Below are 16,316 nucleotides of genomic sequence, written 5' to 3' on the forward strand. Positions count from 1 at the left end.
AACTTTAACGCTAATTTTATGAAGAAAGCTCTTTCGGCCAGGCTGGTTGGATTGATAAAATCACCTGATTTTCCACAGCTGGTATTGTTGTATCAACTGATTATATTGATAATAATCACCTTATTGATAATATTCTAACAACCCCTTAACCAGAAAGCTCCGCCTCTGCATTTAAACTTTCCATTCATAGTTTCCTGATAAAGCAGAGGTGGAGTTTTATAACACCCCATCGGACTGCATCCAGGCTTGTACATACTTGATTTCCGGATAAGTGTATTTGTATTTCAGGTGCTCCCGAATTTCGGACAAAGCCGTTCCCTCACATTCTCTAACGCCTTGTTGAATAGCTTCGCGCGTTTCATGGTCAACAAAATCATTGAGTGTCAATATGTTTTCTTTTATGCAACGAGCAATGTGTGATTCAATGGTTGTTTTTACCAAGCCGCGCTCTTTGGCAATAGCGGCAATGTCGTTACCCTGCTTGTAGAGGGCGCAAGTAATCAGGTAAGTCGCCACTTTAGGCGTTTTTACCGCTTTCTCTTTTGATGTTTTGGTTTTTCTTTTTTTCTCTTCAGGCTGTTTATCCAACTCCGGCTGGTCAATATCTTCCTTATTAACATCAAGGCCTTTCAGCGATGACTCCAGCAGAGTTTTGGCCTTAAGCATATTGTGCAACAGTGCATAATACTGTGCGGCCAGGTCTTTCAGTTCAGTCAGATAAGCTTTAACACCTTTGAGCTTATTCACCACTTCGATATGCGCAACAATAGTGCTATGGTTTTTCTTTATAAGCGGATGAAAATAGGCAATGGCTTTATCAACCCGCTCAATCAGCAGATTCACATAATTGCTTTCGCCCGAATGGGCTATGCGATAAACCTGTGAGCGAAAGCTGTTTCCTACGCTCAACAGTGGTTCGGTGTCTTTTCGTAATTGCTCTGCCCAGCTTTTATATTGCTGTTTCTTCGACCGTTTTTCATCTTTTGAATAGCCTTTTACATGCTGATGAAGTGAAATGATGAGGTTGTTAAAATCAAAGGCTTTCAACACAAAGTCGTTAAAGTAGCGTTGCGATTCCTGATTTAATATGGGTTGTAACTCATCAGGGTTCATTTTCTGACTCACAAAGCTGCGAAGCGAGGCATCGGCTTCAATGCCGTGCTGCGGAATAGGTGTTTTAAGGACCAGCCCTTCCAGTGATGTCAGGCGCGAGAGAGCGACGTAAATCTGACCTGAAGCGAAGGCTTTGCCCACATCAATAATGGCTTTCTCAAAGGTTAAACCCTGGCTTTTATGCACCGTGATGGCCCAGGCCAGCTTAATGGGGTACTGGATAAATTCTCCCACCACATTTTCTTCCACCTCATTGGTTTCTTTATTAAGCGAGTATTTTTTGTTTTCCCAGGTGTAAGGCTCAACAATTACGGGTTCTGTTCCATCACTAAAACTCACTTCAATCTCATCATAAGTAATGTGTGTAATGGTGCCAATCTTTCCGTTGAAGTAACGCTGCTGTCCCGAGAAATCGTTTTTGATAAACATGACCTGGGCGCCTTTTTTAAATTGCATGGTTTCCTGCAAAGGATACTGATGCTCTTTAAAATCGCCTTTTATGGTTGAGTCGAAAGAGTAGAGCTGACCGCTTAATTCCCCGAGGCACTCTTTGTTTTTGGCATCGGCAATGGCATTGTGTGTGGTTAACTGGATGTAGCCATCGTTGTTTTGCTGGTTAAAACCCGGCTGGTAATATTGGTTGAGCAAATGAATGTCTTCATTGGTCACCTGGTTGTCTCTGAAGTGGTTCAATAAATCCACAAACTGTTGATCCGATTGTCGGTACACTTTCTGTAATTCAATGTGCACCGGATGATGATGTTGCAGAACTTGTGCATCGAAAAAGTAAGGGCTCTTATAATAACGGCTCAGGTAATTCCATTCGTCTTGCTTTGTCACAGGAGGTAGTTGCAGCATATCGCCAATAAACAGTACTTGCAAACCACCAAACGGTGTGTTGTGATCGCGTCGCACATGGCGGCAAATCAAATCAATGGCATCCAGTAAATCGGCCCGCAACATACTCACCTCGTCAATAACCAGCAACTCCATATTACGAATGAGATTGCGCTTGGTCGAATGCATTTGGATATTCTTAATCAGTGAGCGGGGCGTATTGAAGTGCGCCAATGTTTGCATGCGGCTTGGGTCAATGCCATTGTTGTCGGGTATAAAAGCCCCAAAAGGCAACTGAAACAGCGAGTGAAGTGTGACACCACCGGCATTAATAGCAGCAATACCCGTAGGAGCGGCCACCACCATGTTTTTGTGCGTATGTTCTTTAATGCGATGTAATAAGGTGGTTTTGCCTGTACCGGCTTTACCCGTCAGGAAAACACTGCGATTGGTGGTGTTAATGTATTTAGAAACAAGAGATTGTAAAGAATCGATCGGTGCGCTCATTTGATTAAGGTTAATGATGTGGCAAGATACAGGAAAAATGCAAGTGGTGCAACGAGTGCGCTTCTTGTGGGGTAGGATGCGATCTTTAATTGACAAGATGCTCATAGAAATCGCATCCGTTTATACTTGGTTGAAACTTTTCGTTTAATTAATTTATCAATTACGCGATTCGACAATTCAGCAATTCAACAGTTTCTAATACCTTTGCCCAAAACACTTAAATATGGCAACTCTGGATAATTATAAAGCCTTGCGCGATGAGATTGATGCGGCGACAATTCAACTATGGGACGAACACCAAAGTAACATGGCCTGTAAAAAAGGATGCGATAAATGCTGCTTGAATTTTGATGTATTTCCCATTGAGTTCGATTACATTAAGCAACAGGTAGAAGCCTTGTATCCCGATGTGTTAAACGATTCGGCTCCTGCTGAAGCAGGAGAGCAGTGCTTCTTCCTAAAAGAGCACCAATGCACCATTTACAAAGCCCGCCCCATTATTTGCCGCACGCACGGTTATCCTTTATTGTATATGAACGAAGCTGGCGATCAGTGGGAGCTATCGCATTGTGAGCTTAATTTTACCTCGGTGGATGAGGATTACTTTCATGAGGATAATTGCTATGCACAGGATACCTACAATAGCCGCCTTTTTATGATGAATAAGGAGTACATTAAAACAGCCCATCCGGACAAAGGGGAGTTTGATTTGATTCCATTAGTGGAGCTTTTAAAGTAGTTTACTTCACCCTATTCTCATTACACCACTTCCAATGGTGCTCGTTAACCGGATAGTTGCGGCAAATATCAGCTCGCGCCTCATACACACCACAGGAAAAAAAGCCATTATCCTCTTTCAGAAACAGGCAATCGCCATTTTCTTTGGTTTTCAAAAAGTGACCATCGGCATAAGTTGGTCCCATGGGGTCGGTGAATTGTTCGCGCGGCATTTTGGTGAAGTTTTCCAGGGCTGTTAATTCTCTTTCATTCAGCTCTACAAAAGGGAAGTTGCGGCAGCAAATACCGCAATTCTGACAGGTAAGTGATGATATTTTGTTTTCCATAAGGCAATTAATCTTAGTGTTAAAATGATTCGTTGCGAATGGAAAAAAGGCATTGTAATATTCGTTGATATTATCCCATCCGGTTCAAAGATAAGGCCTATTCTAACGGCAGCCTATAGTTTCTTCGGATTTAACTTGATTTAAGTAACATAACTTAAGCTCAAGGCTGCTAATAAAGGTATCTTCCCGGGCATCCTGATTACAATGGATGCCGAATACAAATGCAAAATTTTTGGCTTCTGGTAAATCATCTTGTGTCTTACACGGTAATCGCCTTTAAAATTAAAGAAGTGTTTTATACGCGCTATACCGACATAAGCAACGCAGTTTAGGACCCATTGGCATAAACGGAGGGGAGAAAAATTTGATACCAAGCTGTCAGTCTTTAAATTTTCCCGTAGTGATGTCATAATGGGTAAACGAGTGATTAAGTCGGCGGCCTTTTTTCTCCCCTTTTTGGGCTGTAGGCAAAAAGGGGAAGCCTCAACGGCTTGAGTTGAAAAGACAATTTCTTAAATGCGATTGCCGTGTTGTGTCTTATGTCATGAATCTTATGTCTTAATACTTTTCATTACCTTTAAATCCAAATTTTAATTCCTAAACACCATGCTAAAACACATCCTGCTTTATGCCTTTGTATTAACATGCATTGTAATGATGAATGCTTGTAAAAGCAAGCCAGAAGCAACAACCGGGGAAGTGGTTTACAATACCAAAGTAAGCGCTTTCACCTCCGGCATTATTTCCAATGAAGCGAGTATTCAGCTTCAGTTTTCTGAAAAGGTAACGGGCATAACGCCCGGGCAAAAGGCCGATGAAGGATTGCTGTCCATTACGCCTTCCATCGATGGACAACTACAGTGGCTCGATATGCACACCCTTGAATTTGTGCCTGATGAACGCATGCCATCAGGTACGTCATTTAAAGTGGAGGTGGATTTACCCGAGTTATTTACCGATGAGAAGGAAGCGTTCAGTTTCACTTTTAGCACCATTGATCAAAACTTTAGGGTGCAGTCGCTTGGTTTGGAGCCCGATGCAGCCGATGATTTGAAACTCAACACTTACCGCGGACGCATTGCCATGGCCGATCATATTGATAACACGTATGTGGAACAGTTGCTAAAAGCATCGCAGGACGGTAATGCACTTGAAATCGAGTGGGAGCATCAAAGCAGTGAAAAGCAACATGCGTTTGCCATAAAAGGCATTCAACGAAGCGAGCAAAGCAGCACCTTGTTATTGGAATATAACGGGAAAGTTATTGGTGTTGACAAAGCTGATCGTGAGGAAGTGGAAGTGCCATCGCTAACCGATTTTAAAGTAATCGATGCCCGTGTGGTGATGCAGCCTGAACAATATGTTTTGGTGGTGTTCTCCGATCCGCTTGACGAGCGACAAAACATCAACGGTTTAATCAGTATCAGCGGTGCTTCACGCCTGCGTTATGTCATTGAACGAAACCGGGTAAAGGTGTATCCGTCCTATCGACTAACAGGTTCGCATAAAGTCACCATTTCAGAAGGGATTAAGAACATATTGGGTTATACGCACAAAGCGGAAGTTAACTACGACATGGTATTTGAAACGCCAAAGCCCGAGGTGCAACTGATTGGCAAGGGAACAATACTGCCCAACTCCAATGGCTTAACCTTTCCGTTTAAAGCTGTTAGTGTGAAAAGTGTGCAGGTTCGCATCATAAAAATATTTGAAAACAATGTGGCCAGTTTCCTACAGGTGAATACCATGAACGGGCAGTATCAGCTGCGCCGCGCCGGCCGGTTGATTTTTAAGCAAAACATCCGCTTGGATAACGATCGCTCACTGGATCTGACACAGTGGAATACCTTCTCGTTGAACCTGGCCGATTTAATAACACCGGAGCAAGGTGCTATCTACCGGGTTGAATTGAAAATACGCAAAAAAGATAGTTTGTATCCCTGCGGAGATATTGAAGAAACCAATGAAGCAGTAGAGGAGGAAGGCATCACCGAATCGGATATGGCCTATTGGGACCAGCCAGCTGAATATTACAGTTCCTACTGGGATGGTTACGAAGGCTATTACGATTGGCGCGAACGTGAAAACCCATGTGCCGATATGTATTATCGAAATAAAGTGGTGAGCCGTAATATTCTGGCTTCTGATATTGGTATTATCGCCAAGCAGGGCACCGATAAGGAAGTTGTGGTCGCCATTACCGATTTACGCACCACACAACCATTAACTGGTGTTGAGGTAGAGATATTCAACTACCAGATGCAGGTGGTGGGTTCAACACGCACCGATGCGCAAGGTTTGGCCCGTATCCCGGTTTCACAAAAGCCATTCCTGCTCATTGCCAAAAATGATAAGCAACGCGGTTACTTACGTTTAGATGATGGACATTCTTTGTCTTTAAGCCGTTTCGATGTGAGTGGTCAGGTGGTGCAAAAGGGCATGAAAGGCTTTATCTATGGCGAGCGGGGCGTCTGGCGGCCGGGCGATACCTTATTTGTGTCTTTTATGCTCGAAAACAAGGGAGAGGCCTTGCCCAAAGAGCATCCAATTGTGTTTGAGTGGGTCAATCCGCACGGCCAAACCATTAATCGTCAGGTGCAGCAATTGAACGATAATAATATTTACGTGTTTAAGACGCAAACCAGCACCGATGCGCCAACAGGCATGTGGCGGGCTCGTGTTAAAGTGGGTGGCAGTACCTTCGAAAAAGGGATGCGGGTGGAAACCATTAAGCCCAACCGCCTTAAAATCAATCTCGATTTTAATACCGAGTTGCTTGTGCCTGGCGAGGCTGCGCAAAGTACCATGACGGTTAGCTGGCTGCATGGTGCCATCGCCCGTAACCTCAAGGCCGATGTTAAAGTGACGCTCAATCAAAGCAAAACGCAGTTTAAAAAATACAGCGATTTCCATTTCGATGATCCATCGCGCCGCTTTGAGTCTGAAGAAAGCACTATTTTCGAAGGCCGTCTTGATGAGCAAGGGCAAGCTATTGTTGATGCTGCCATCGATGTTCAGGAAGCAGCCCCCGGCTTTTTAAAGGCTTCGTTTGTGACGCGGGTTTTTGAAGAAAGTGGTGATTTTAGTATCGATCGCTTCTCGGTGCCTTATGCACCGTATCCTGTTTTTGTTGGCGTTAAAGCGCCCAAAGGGGATAAGCGCGGCATGCTGCTGACCGATACAACGCATACGGTTCAGGTGGTGACTGTTTCGCCAAAAGGTGAGCCAATGACGGTTCGCAACCTGTCGTATTACATTTATAAAGTGAGCTGGCGATGGTGGTGGGAGTCATCAGCCGATAATCTGGCTAATTATGTGGGCACGCGCCATCAAAACCTGATAGCCAGCGGTAAAGTAAACACGACTAATGGCGAAGGACAATTCGACTTTAGAGTTAACTATCCCGAGTGGGGACGCTACCTGATTCGGGTGGTCGATGATAAAAATGGCCATGCAACTGGTCAAACCGTGTATGTTGACTGGCCGGGATGGGCTGGCAACAGCAGGGGCAACGACCCAAGTGCGGCCAGTATGCTGGCGTTTAATGCCGATAAAGAAAAATACCAGGTAGGCGAAGAGGCCACGATCAGTTTTCCGGCATCGGGTCAGGGACGTGCTCTGGTAAGCATCGAAAATGGTAACAAAGTTCTAAAGAGCTGGTGGGTTGAGCCAACGAAGGGAGAAAATCAATTCAGCTTTGAAGTAACGGCAGATATGACACCCAATGCCTTCGTTCATCTGACGTTACTACAGCCGCATGCACAAACGGTTAATAACCTGCCAATTCGTATGTATGGTGTTATTCCATTAATGGCCGAAGACCCGCAAACGCATATTTATCCGCTGATTAAAATGCCGTCTGAGTTAAGGCCAGAGAAGGAGGTCAGTATTAAGGTGAGCGAACGTGATGGCCGTGCCATGACCTACACACTCGCTATTGTTGAAGATGGCTTGTTGGATTTGACGCGTTTTAAAACACCGGTTCCCTGGAATCATTTTTATGCCCGCGAGGCATTGGGCGTCAAGACCTGGGATTTATACGATGAGGTGATTGGTGCCTACGGTGGTAAAATTGAGCAGATTTTCAGTATTGGTGGTGATGGCGACCTGGCTGGTAAAAAAGGTGGTAAAAAAGCCAATCGTTTTAAGCCGATGGTGAAATACTTCGGACCATTTGCCCTTGATAAAGGCGACAGCCAAACACATACCTTTACAATGCCTCGCTATGTGGGTTCGGTGCGTACCATGGTGGTGGCCTCATCGGGCAACGCTTATGGTGAAACCGATATGACTACTCCGGTTCGCAATCCGTTAATGGTCCTGGCAACGCTGCCGCGCGTTTTAGGTCCTAATGAAACGGTTGATTTGCCTGTTACGGTTTTTGCCATGAAAGAAGGCATCAAAAATGTGAAAGTTAAAGTAGAAGGCAATGAGTTACTGACTATTGACGGAGCAACAGAGCAGGACTTAACTTTTAATCAACTGGGCGAGCAGGTGGCCACCTTTAAGCTAAAAGTCCATCCTAAAATGGGAGTTGGCAAGGTAAAAGTGTATGCCTCATCCGGTGGTGAAAAAGCTATGGATGAAATTGAGATTGAAGTACGAAATCCAAATCCACCATTAACAGCGGTTCAGAGTATAACCATTGATGCGGGTGCGAGCAATGCCATTGCTTATCAGTTGCCGGGAATGGCAGGAACCAATAAGGCGACCCTGGAAGTCTCTGCGCTTCCTCCATTTGATTTCGGGCGACGGTTAAAATACCTGTTGCGTTATCCGCATGGATGTGTTGAGCAAACTACTTCAGCAGCATTTCCGCAATTGTTTTTAGCCGATGTTATCGAAAATGGCGAAGTAACAGCTGCCAAAGCCACCGAAAATGTTAAAGCAGCCATTAATCGTTTAGCCGGGTTTATTCGTCCGGACGGAGGATTGGGTTACTGGCCGGGCTCCTACGAATCGTCTGATTGGGGAACGACCTACGCCGGACATTTTATGATAGAAGCCGAACGTAAGGGCTACAACTTACCGGTTGGCTTCAAAAATAAATGGATTAAATATCAAAAAAATAAAGCTCGTCAGTGGCGACGAAACAGTACTTATCGTGGCCGTGATTTAGCGCAGGCTTATCGCTTATATACCCTGGCGTTAGCCGGCGAACCTGAGTTAAGTGCCATGAACCGGATGCGCAATCAAAGTGGCTTATCCACCCAAAGTATCTGGCGGTTGGCGGCAGCATATGCTTTAGCCGGTCATGGGCAGGTGGCTCAGGAGTTAACCAGTGCTACCAGCATGAGTGTCATTAATCAACGTGATAATGGTTATACCTATGGTTCGGAAGAGCGCGATTTAGCCATGATTCTTGAGACTTTGGTGCTGATGGACAAGAAAAACGAAGCAGGTGAGTTAGTGCAAAAGTTATCTAAATCATTATCGGCTCAGCGTTGGATGAGTACGCAAACCACGGCCTACTGTCTTTTGGCTGTATCGAAGTTTGTTGGTGAGTCTGGCATAAGTAAAGAGTTTAAGTTTGAATGGGAAGCTGATGGCGAGGCGAGCAAAGTTCATTCACAACTGGCTTTATACCAATATCCATTAGATACTAATAAACCTGGAGGAACGGTGAAAATTTCTAATACATCTGATGGTTTGCTGTTTGCACGTGTAATTATGGAAGGCATTCCGGCAGAAGACGATAAAACAGTTAAGGCGTCTAATTTGCAATTGACGGTTCAATATAAGGACCTGAATGGAAATACTGTTGATGTTTCGAAACTGGCGCAGGGGACTGATTTTATGGCCGAAGTGACGGTTAAGAATCCTGGCAATTTTGGCGATGTCGAAAACCTGGCACTCACTCAGATATTTCCGTCGGGCTGGGAAATTCGCAATACCCGAATGGAAGATATTGTTTCGGCTCATGAACTGAGTGTACCTGATTACCGCGATTATCGTGATGACCGTGTCTATTCCTACTTCGATTTAGAAAGAGGAAAGCACAAAAAGTTTGTGGTACTGCTGAATGCCACCTATACCGGCCGCTATTATTTATCAGCCACAAGCTGCGAAGCCATGTACAACAATTCTGTTTCGGCCCGCCAGCCGGGGCAATGGGTAGACGTGATTAAAGCAGGCGAATAAACGTATAATCGACAGAAAACAAAAGGCCTTTAGGTTTTCGAAACCTTAAGGCCTTTTGTTGTTAATTGCATTAATCAACAAAAGGCGTTTGTTCGTCAGGTAAATTCATTTATTCATCAACAGGTGTAAACCTTTTAGAAGTTCTATTATTGATAACTATTATTTTTAAAATCAAATAGAACTAAACCATGGGCTTATTAAGTGGAATACTTGGACATGCCGGCGAAATTTCGATTGAGAAGTTAAGCGAGGAATTTCGGCCAATATTGGTTGAGGGCGAACAGCTTGAAAAAGCTTTTAAGGTTATTCGCGATATGTGGGTGTTTACCAATAAGCGGTTAATATTGGTCGATAAGCAGGGCGTTACCGGCAAAAAGATAGATTACCAAAGTATACCATATAAATCAATTATACGTTTTAGTAAAGAAAGTACAGGATTTCTGGATCTGGATGCCGAATTGAAAATATGGTTGTCGGGAAGCCATGAACCGATTGTGAAAGAATTCAGCAAAAAAGCAAATATCAACGAAGTGTACCTACTCATGAGCCAACATATTTTAGATTAACAACCAACCTTAAAGCATCTGATAATGTTAAAACACAGAAAAAAAACCGAATACAACTATGTAGATAATGCGAAACAACGAGTAATGATTGGTGCAATGCTGGAGAAGCTAAAAGATATTGCCCTGTTTATTGTTGTTGCAATCGTTTTATCATGGCTGGTTTTAGGTGTTATGTAGTCTTTGTGAAACGAAATTGAAACTACTTTTAGGATTATAGGAAAAAGGCACTTTGTATGCACAAGTTAATGCTATTCTGTTATTTTTGAGGTTTCAAACCAGGCGTGGTATTTTTTGCATGAATACTTAAGTATTATATGGGAAGTCTTGGTTTGAAAGGAAGATTAAAAGAGTAGTGTTACATGATTAGGAACTTTATAATATCGATACTCGATTGGTTTTATCCGTTGTTTAGGAAGTATCTGCCAAGGCAAACATATAATTATGCGGCCTGTGGTGGTGCCAATACTCTTTTTGATATACTCCTCTATTTTATAACCTATAACTTTGTTTTAAACAAGCAGGTTATTGATATTGGTATTGTGGCGATTAGTCCTCATATTGCAGCCTTCGTGTTCGTCTTTCCCATAACTTTTACTACCGGATTTTTACTGTCAAAATACATCACTTTTACCGAATCCAACTTACGCGGAAGAATTCAGTTATTTCGCTATGGACTAACTGTTTTTGGGAGTATAATACTTAACTATTTACTACTTAAACTATTTGTTGAGGTTTTAGGATTGTATCCAACCGTTTCTAAAATTCTAACAACAATAGTAGTTGTTGGTTACAGTTACGTCTGCCAGAAATACTTTACGTTTAGAATCAAATTGCACGAATCGGTTTGAAATTATAACAATTATCCCTGATTGATATTTAATTTCGTAAGAATGTGGGTATTATTTGACCTTTCACATTAATTAACGATTTTTTTCTTCAAATGATTAAACTTTATTTTTAATAAGGTGTTTTGAAGGAAACGATTGATTGACCATGGAGAACAATTTTAATTTACCGCGTAACAATAAAAAACGAGTTGTTATTATTGGTGCCGGTTTTGGCGGCCTTAAACTGGCTCGCAAACTGAGTGCTTCGGCCTATCAGGTGGTTGTTATTGATAAGCAGAATTTTCATCAGTTCCAACCTTTGTTTTATCAGGTGGCCGCATCGGGTATTGAGCCAAGTTCTATTTCATTCCCAGTTCGTAAAATATTCCAGCTTCACAACAACTTACATTTCAGAACCACAACGCTAACTTCTGTCGACACCAGCAAGCAAATGATTAAAACAGAAGCGGGAGAAATGCATTACGACTACCTGGTTTTGGCCAATGGGGTTAATACCAATTATTTTGGTTCGGCTAACCTTGAAAAATACAGCCTGCCGATGAAGAGTACGGCAGAAGCGATTAATTTGCGTAACCGTATCTTGTCTTCCTTCGAAAAAGCTAATTTGACAGAGGATGAAGCTGAGCATGCCAAGTTAATGTCAATCGTTATTGTTGGAGGTGGACCAACCGGCGTTGAACTGGCTGGTTCAATAGCCGAAATGCGACGATTTGTGCTGCCCAAAGATTATCCTGAGCTAGACTTCAGTAAAATGAAAATAAGGCTCTATGAGGCCGCTCCAAGGCTTTTAAACGGGATGTCTGATAATGCCGGTAGCAAGGCTTTGAAGTTTTTGACAAAGCTTGGCGTTGAGGTTCACCTGGATACACGAATTGAAGATTACGATGGAGATAAGGTGACCTTATCAAATGGCAGTGCTTTGTATGCAAAAAATCTGATATGGACAGCTGGTGTAAGTGGGCGACAAACTGATGGCATTAATGAGGGCTTGTATACGCGGGGAAAACGATTAAGCGTTGACAAGTATAATCGCTTAAAGGGACACGAAAACATATTTGTTATCGGCGATGCTTGTTTTGTTGAAGAAGATGAACAATACCCCAATGGCCATCCGCAGGTTGCGCAGGTTGCTATTCAGCAGGCTAAAAATCTGGCACGAAACTTAAAGATGTCGCGCACCTGGAAGCCGTTCAGATACACCGATAAGGGCAGTTTAGCAACCATTGGAAGAAATATGGCTGTTGCAGATTTACCAGGATTTCGATTCTCGGGTGTTTTTGCCTGGTTTCTTTGGTTGTTTGTTCACTTAATGGCCATCGTTGGCGTAAAGAATCGCTTTTTCATTTTTGTCAACTGGGCACAAAGTTACTTTTCTCGCGATCAATCGTTACGCATACTTATATCGCCTTATAAAAGAGATAAATGATCAACTATTAGAAAGCATTGATTGGTGAAGCTTCTATTCGGGCTTCGCCTTTTTTATTTTCTAAAATCAGATAGGTTGGTTGAGATGCTGAAATGGTTGGAGGAGCCGGCCAGATGGTAGCGTGCTGATCCGTATGCAAAGTGGAATTTATACACCCTGAAACCAAATCCCCAGGAGAAACCTGTAGTCGACATTTTTTCACTGACGCCTAATTCTTGTCTGCGTCGGTGATTATAGCCAACTGCTACATAAAAGTTATCTGACGGAACCAGTTCAACGCCTAAAATCATGTGGCGCATCAATTGATCAATGCTGTTGCCATCATTTCCGGCATCACTTATCTCATCGCCATTGCCATCTTCAACTTTGTATTTCATCTTCCAGTCGAACAAGTCCTGTGCTGTTAATGAAAAGCGGAAAGGGGCATGAGCCAGTTTTTTGCTGAGGCCTATTTGTAAATCAGTTGGTAATGGCTCATAAGTATCGTTATAGGTGGTTATTTGCGAGCCTACATTTTTAAGTGTGATACCAGCAGAGAAGAGCTGGTTTTCGGAGTGGTAAAGCAAACCTAAGTCGGCAGCTAAACCAAATGAGTTGTATTGCTCCAGATTAGAGATGATAGGCTTTAACGAAATACCAGCTCTTAGTTTAGGAGAGAGCATTTTTGAATAGCTCAGGTTGATGGCATATTCGGCAGCCGAAAAGGTACCATTCAGGTTACCATCTACATCGGCCCTGTCAAAACTGCCATAGTTGATGGAATGGATGCTTAAGCCGAAGGTTCCCATGCCTTCAATGGAGTGGGCATAACCGGCATATGTCATTTTAATATCGGCCACATACGGGACATAGTTAAAAGTCATAGATTGATGCAGGCTTGGAGATAAGTTAGCCGGGTTGTGAAATACCAAACTCACATCCCTTAAATTCATGCCTACCTGGTTGCCTCCTAATGCACCTACACGAGCAGAGTTGGTTAGGTTCAAAAAGTCATAGGTATTACTGCCTGCTTGCTGAGCCTTGCTGTTAAAACCAACGCTAAGCAATAAAACTAATAAAGTAAATATGACTCTTTTCCCTTTCATCGTATCTTCTAACGGCAAAAATATCAATTTAGTGTTTATGGCCTACAATCATTTGTCAAAGATGGGCTTTAATCCTTCAACCACATCAAAAGCCGCGGGACAAATAAAGGTGTTTTTATAGGTCAGCGAGGTTATCTGGTAAAAGCGCCTGCGATCAGTATGCGGATACTCGCGACATGCTTTAGGCCTCGATTCGTACACCATGCAATAATTGTCGGGCATCAGAAAGGGGCATGGCGTTTCACGGAATACATAATCGCCGTCGTCATCGAGTAGAAAATATTGTTCAATAAGCTCTTTGGGCTTTATACGCAAATGATTGGCCAGCCGGTCAATGTCTCGATCAAGTACAATGGGGCTGATGGATTTACAGCAGTTGGCACAAGCGAGACAATCAGTATATTCAAACACTTCATTGTGCAGGCGTTGTGCTTCATCATCAAGCGATTTGGGGCGTTTCTTTTTTAGCTTTGCCAAAAACTGCTTGTTTTCTTTAGCGTTATTTCGCGCTTCCTGGTCTAGCTTCTTTGGGTCAAAATCCACGGCGACGTACTTTTATTTGTGAGACAAAAACACCACTGATAACAATGGCAATGCCAACCAGCATTTGTACCGTTAATACTTCATCGAGTACCCACCAGGCAATAACAGCCGTAAAAACCGGAATCATATTTACAAAAACGTTGGCTTTGGTAATGCCAATAATTCGCATACCGTAGACGAAGAAAATAAAGGCCAGTGATGAGCCAAAGACTGCTAATAAAACGACTGCTATCACCGCTTCAGTCTTAACTTCAATAGTGCTTAGAGTAGGCAAGTCATAAGTTAGAAATAGTGGTAGGAAAAAAAAGATGCCTACCATATTTTGGTATGTAATAATGCTTACAGCATTGTAGCCTTTAGGTATCTTTTTTAAGACCACTGAATGTCCCAGCGCTGCAAGAACAGCTAAAAACACCAACAAGATGCCTTTTAGGGGAGCGGTTAACGAAAAGTCGCCCTTAAAAATAAGCAGTAGAACCCCAGCAAATGAGACGAAGATTCCAAGGATATTTGCCCAGCTAATGCGGCTTTTGAAAAAGAGTTTATCGGTGATGGGGGCAAATAATGGGATAGTAGAAACGATAACAGCCCCTATTGTTGATGATACTAATTCAAGACCAAAACTTTCGCCCATAAAATAGAGGAAGGGTTCGAAAAAGGCCAACAAAATAAACCATTTAAAGTCTTGTTTTTGCATGGGCTTAAGTTGCTTTAACAACTTGAGAACGATGTATAGTAGTGTGGCGCTAATGATTAGCCGGCTCACTAAAATGGTTAAGGGGTTAAACGACAAAAATGCCTGTTTAATCCACACGAAGGAAAACGCCCAGCAAATCATGGATAGCACCATGCTGCCTAATACTTTAAAACGCTCTGACATAGCCCTGATTTTAGTGAGCGCAAAGGTAATAAAAGCTGGTATCTACCTACTGATAGCTATCAGCTTTTTACGAAGTTACCTGTATTTGGTATTTTCTAAGTAAGCCAATGAGTTGGTCTTGCGAAAACCTAGCTTTGGTAATAGTATTTTGCTCCGGGTTGATATTAAAGTTGTAACTGCTTGATAAATCAACTTTTGACAAATTAGTCTGGTCAAATAGAGCATTGCTAAAGTCGCAGTTGTAAAACTTCGTTTTGGTCAGGTCGCATGCGGCAAAGTCAACCTCGTGTAGCTGGCAGTTAAGAAAGGCGCAACTTTTAAGCTGGCGTTTGTAAAAAGAAGCCAGTCGTAACTGGCAGTTATCAAATGTAGCAGAAAAGAAAAGCGCGTTACACTCGTTAAACTGCAGACCAAGTAGTTTGCAGTTGTTAAATTTCACATCCCGAAAAAGTGTGGCGCTAATATTGGCATTGCTTAAATCACAATTCACAAACTGGCATTCGATAAAGTGATAGTCGCTAATATTGCATTTGGCAAAAGAGCAATTGGTAAACAAGCAATTGTAATATTCGCCTTTGGTCAAATCTTCTTGAGAAAATTCAAGGCCACTAAAATCCTGATCTTCAAAATAGGGTCTAATCATCGTCTTCTAAACTAAATATCTCTTCCACAGATACTTCAAAATAACGCGCAAACTTAAGGGCTAGCACTGTGGATGGTACAAATTTACCTTTTTCAATGGTATTAATTGACTGACGTGATACACCGATGGCTTCAGCTAATTGAGCTTGTGTGATATCTTTGATGGCCCGTTGTATTTTCAGCTTGTTTTTCATCCGGCGTATTTTACTTTTTTGGTGTAAGCATAAACGATGACATAAACGAACATCTGAATTTGAAGTATGCCCAGTAAATCTGCTTTTGTACTTTGTTTTATTAGCATCACCAGGGCAAAGATAAGCCAACTGGTGATAAATGATTTTAACAATGCATTGGCTCTTAACTTTTGCAGAAATTCGTCATCCACTTTTTCTTTTGAAAATGAATAAAGTAGTAAACCAGCCAAGGCTAAAATGAAGCCAGCATTTTTTAAGTTCCTACGCTGATTATTGGTTAATAATAGATTAGATGGTCCATTTTGCTTTTCTAGTTCATTTGTATCATATTTTTGGCTAATTTTTTCAAACTTTTCTTCGCCCGCAATTATAGCATCGTCAATACTTGCAATAATTGAAACGATAAAGGAAATAAAAAATAAGGCAATGCCTATTTTTCGAAAGATATATGGTAAAAAAGTTTTCATAAG

General features: G+C 42.3%; 14 protein-coding genes. 6 read left to right on the top strand and 8 right to left on the bottom strand.

Annotation, left to right across the window (positions count from 1 at the left end):
* Positions 1-216: 216 nt before the first annotated feature.
* Positions 217-2,457 (bottom strand): helix-turn-helix domain-containing protein, encoded by a 2,241-nt coding sequence (locus tag J1N10_RS11930; RefSeq protein WP_262326938.1) that lies wholly within the window; start codon positions 2,455-2,457, stop codon positions 217-219.
* A 223-nt stretch (positions 2,458-2,680) separates the two neighbouring features.
* Between J1N10_RS11930 and J1N10_RS11935 the strand changes: the two genes are divergently transcribed.
* On the top strand, positions 2,681-3,196 hold the full coding sequence (locus J1N10_RS11935; protein ID WP_262326939.1) for a YkgJ family cysteine cluster protein: 516 nt from the start codon (positions 2,681-2,683) through the stop codon (positions 3,194-3,196).
* 1 nt (position 3,197) lies between these two features.
* Here the strand turns inward: J1N10_RS11935 and J1N10_RS11940 are convergent, their stop codons facing one another.
* On the bottom strand, positions 3,198-3,521 hold the full coding sequence (locus J1N10_RS11940) for a YkgJ family cysteine cluster protein (RefSeq protein WP_262326940.1): 324 nt from the start codon (positions 3,519-3,521) through the stop codon (positions 3,198-3,200).
* 606 nt (positions 3,522-4,127) lie between these two features.
* Between J1N10_RS11940 and J1N10_RS11945 the strand changes: the two genes are divergently transcribed.
* From J1N10_RS11945 to J1N10_RS11965, 5 genes are all read left to right on the top strand, one after another.
* Positions 4,128-9,662, top strand: coding sequence for an alpha-2-macroglobulin family protein (locus J1N10_RS11945; RefSeq protein ID WP_262326941.1), 5,535 nt, complete (start codon positions 4,128-4,130; stop codon positions 9,660-9,662).
* A gap of 188 nt (positions 9,663-9,850) precedes the next feature.
* Positions 9,851-10,228 (top strand): PH domain-containing protein, encoded by a 378-nt coding sequence (locus J1N10_RS11950; RefSeq protein ID WP_262326942.1) that lies wholly within the window; start codon positions 9,851-9,853, stop codon positions 10,226-10,228.
* A gap of 24 nt (positions 10,229-10,252) precedes the next feature.
* Positions 10,253-10,405: a hypothetical protein gene (locus J1N10_RS11955; RefSeq protein ID WP_262326943.1), complete on the top strand. Its 153-nt coding sequence runs from the start codon at positions 10,253-10,255 to the stop codon at positions 10,403-10,405.
* Between the two features lie 182 nt (positions 10,406-10,587).
* Entirely contained in the window at positions 10,588-11,076 is a 489-nt protein-coding gene (locus tag J1N10_RS11960; RefSeq protein ID WP_262326944.1) for a GtrA family protein, read from the top strand.
* A 145-nt stretch (positions 11,077-11,221) separates the two neighbouring features.
* On the top strand, positions 11,222-12,502 hold the full coding sequence (locus J1N10_RS11965; RefSeq protein ID WP_262326945.1) for an NAD(P)/FAD-dependent oxidoreductase: 1,281 nt from the start codon (positions 11,222-11,224) through the stop codon (positions 12,500-12,502).
* A gap of 53 nt (positions 12,503-12,555) precedes the next feature.
* Here the strand turns inward: J1N10_RS11965 and porQ are convergent, their stop codons facing one another.
* From porQ to J1N10_RS11995, 6 genes are all read right to left on the bottom strand, one after another.
* Positions 12,556-13,605 carry a type IX secretion system protein PorQ gene (porQ, locus tag J1N10_RS11970; RefSeq protein WP_262326946.1) on the bottom strand — a complete coding sequence of 350 codons (1,050 nt, stop codon included), beginning with the start codon at positions 13,603-13,605 and terminating at the stop codon, positions 12,556-12,558.
* Between the two features lie 30 nt (positions 13,606-13,635).
* Positions 13,636-14,130: a YkgJ family cysteine cluster protein gene (locus tag J1N10_RS11975; RefSeq protein ID WP_262326947.1), complete on the bottom strand. Its 495-nt coding sequence runs from the start codon at positions 14,128-14,130 to the stop codon at positions 13,636-13,638.
* The gene (locus J1N10_RS11980) at positions 14,120-15,010 is read right to left on the bottom strand and encodes a DMT family transporter (RefSeq protein ID WP_262326948.1); all 891 of its coding nucleotides are present in this window, start codon (positions 15,008-15,010) and stop codon (positions 14,120-14,122) included. The genes J1N10_RS11975 and J1N10_RS11980 overlap by 11 nt, the downstream gene beginning before the upstream one ends.
* A gap of 67 nt (positions 15,011-15,077) precedes the next feature.
* Entirely contained in the window at positions 15,078-15,653 is a 576-nt protein-coding gene (locus J1N10_RS11985; protein WP_262326949.1) for a pentapeptide repeat-containing protein, read from the bottom strand.
* Positions 15,646-15,846 carry a helix-turn-helix transcriptional regulator gene (locus J1N10_RS11990; RefSeq protein ID WP_262326950.1) on the bottom strand — a complete coding sequence of 67 codons (201 nt, stop codon included), beginning with the start codon at positions 15,844-15,846 and terminating at the stop codon, positions 15,646-15,648. The genes J1N10_RS11985 and J1N10_RS11990 overlap by 8 nt, the downstream gene beginning before the upstream one ends.
* Entirely contained in the window at positions 15,843-16,313 is a 471-nt protein-coding gene (locus J1N10_RS11995) for a hypothetical protein (protein WP_262326951.1), read from the bottom strand. The genes J1N10_RS11990 and J1N10_RS11995 overlap by 4 nt, the downstream gene beginning before the upstream one ends.
* Between the last annotated feature and the right edge of the window lie 3 nt (positions 16,314-16,316).

This window comes from Carboxylicivirga litoralis, from assembly GCF_025499605.1.
In the GTDB taxonomy this organism is placed as follows: Bacteria; Bacteroidota; Bacteroidia; order Bacteroidales; family Marinilabiliaceae; genus Carboxylicivirga; species Carboxylicivirga litoralis.